Annotated in this window: 3 protein-coding genes; 1 reads left to right on the top strand and 2 read right to left on the bottom strand. The window is 63.1% G+C overall.

Annotated features, from left to right (window positions below; genetic code table 11):
• Together VDP82_RS17720 and VDP82_RS17715 are read right to left on the bottom strand one after the other, a co-directional pair.
• The coding region (locus tag VDP82_RS17720) for a peptidoglycan-binding domain-containing protein (protein ID WP_323016135.1) at positions 1 to 367 on the bottom strand (367 nt) is incomplete at its 3' end.
• Positions 368 to 378: 11 nt separating this feature from the next.
• Positions 379 to 1,380 (bottom strand): hypothetical protein, encoded by a 1,002-nt coding sequence (locus tag VDP82_RS17715; protein ID WP_323016134.1) that lies wholly within the window; start codon positions 1,378 to 1,380, stop codon positions 379 to 381.
• Between the two features lie 300 nt (positions 1,381 to 1,680).
• Between VDP82_RS17715 and VDP82_RS17710 the strand changes: the two genes are divergently transcribed.
• A partial coding sequence (locus tag VDP82_RS17710) for an FAD-dependent oxidoreductase (RefSeq protein WP_323016136.1) occupies positions 1,681 to 1,807 on the top strand: 127 nt, incomplete at its 3' end.

Below are 1,807 nucleotides of genomic sequence, written 5' to 3'. Positions count from 1 at the left end.
TCAGCGTGCCGGTTTCGGCTTCGCCGATACTGGCCTGGAAATTGGCGATGGCGCGGCGCGTACGCGGGCCCGAGACCCCGTCCGGGGTGCCGGCGTCATAGCCCAGCGCATTGAGGCGGCTCTGGATGAAGCGCATGCGCTCGCGCTCCTCGGCGGCTCGTTGCGCCGCTGCCGGATCGACGCTGCGCTGGCGCGGGGCCTGGGTCTGCTGCTGGCGGTTGCGCTGTTCCATCCCGTTGATGATGAGCGCGCCGCCGATGGAGAACATGTCGCGGATGATCCGCTCCTGCGCCAGGGTCGGGCTGGCCGTCAGCGCCGCGAGCGCGACGAGGACGGGCGGGGCGATTTTCTTGCGGGTGAACGCCATGGCACAAACTCCTAGGTGCGGCCTTGCTGGATCGACAGCAGCCAGGAAGCGGTGGGCACGTCGCCCTGATTGGCAAATTCGCTGGTGATCTGGTCGAGATGGGCGTGGCTGGTCGCCATCGCCTTGACCAGCAGCACGCAGGAAGTGGGGAACACCGCATAGACCCCGCCATTGCCCTGCGTCTGCTTGCCGATATTGTCGCCGCGGAAATCCGGCACGGATTTGAGCACGTGGCGCAGATAGTCGAACGAGGGAGTATAGGCAGAGGCCGCATAGGTGATGAAATTGCACAGCACGTCGCGGCGCAGCGCCTGCTGGCGCGCATTGACGCTGACATCGGTGGCCAGGGCGATGACCAGCACGTCGAGCAGGTTCTGGTCGCCCAGATTGAGGAAATTGTCCGGCATGGTCAGCTGCCGGTAGCGATGCCGGGTGCCCAGGACGCGATCCTCGTAGCCGACCAGCTCCTCGATCGAATAGGTCTCGTCGCCCAGCACCATGCCATTGGCCACGAACCAGTTGAGGTCGGCCATGGAATAGACGGTGCCCAGGCGCGTCAGCAGTGGCAGGGTGGCGGGCACGATATCGGCTTCGCGCTTGTTCAGGTCGAGCCCGCGCGTCACGAACCAGGCGATTTCGGCCGGGCGCGCGCCATAGCTGAGGGTATTGGCCAGAAGGCAGGTGCCGGTGGAGTCGCTGCCGCAGGCGAAGCGCCGGTTCAGATCGATGGGGCTGATGGCGGCGAGGTAATTATAGAGCCGGTCGATCTTGCCCAGATTGGCGGCGAGATCGCCCCCATGGTTCTCGACCAGGGTGGTGTAGAAAATCTGGCCGCTATCGATATCGGCGGCGGTCACATAGCCATTGGCCAGGTAGAAATTGGCCTTCTCGTAATCGCCCGCGGCCACGAAGGCCTGGAAGGCGGTTGTGTTGTTGGTGTCCTGCGCCAGGCTTGGCGCGGCAGCGAGCAGCAGGGAGGCGACGGCGCCCCCAAGAAGACGAAGTATTGACAACAATATCCCCAAGCCCCGGTGACTTTCCCATGGTCAATCAACACGATTGGCCAATCCAATGCAAGGAAAGCCGCTCCTCGTGCGAGCGGATTTTTACATTATGATTGACGAAGGGCGCGGCAGGCTGGCGTCGCCTGGCCGGGCGGCTTCCCCGCGTAAATGGCTGAATAAAATTGTGCACTTTTTGCAATTCGACGAATGGAATCGGCGTTTTCTGGGCGTCTCTCGCATCAAATGCACGAAACTATGCGAGCAGGCGTGATAGAATGATGAAAATCGCCGCATGGAGGAGATTGGGGCATGAGCGACGCCATTGTTCTGGGGGCCGGCATTGTCGGCGTGGCGACGGGGATCTATCTGTTGCGCCGGGGCCGCAGCGTCACCCTGTTCGACCGGCGCGAGCCGGGCCATGAAACCAGCTTCGGCA

This window comes from Devosia sp. (genome assembly GCF_034675085.1).
GTDB lineage: Bacteria > Pseudomonadota > Alphaproteobacteria > Rhizobiales > Devosiaceae > Devosia.
This window is presented reverse-complemented; position numbering and strand designations above follow the sequence as displayed.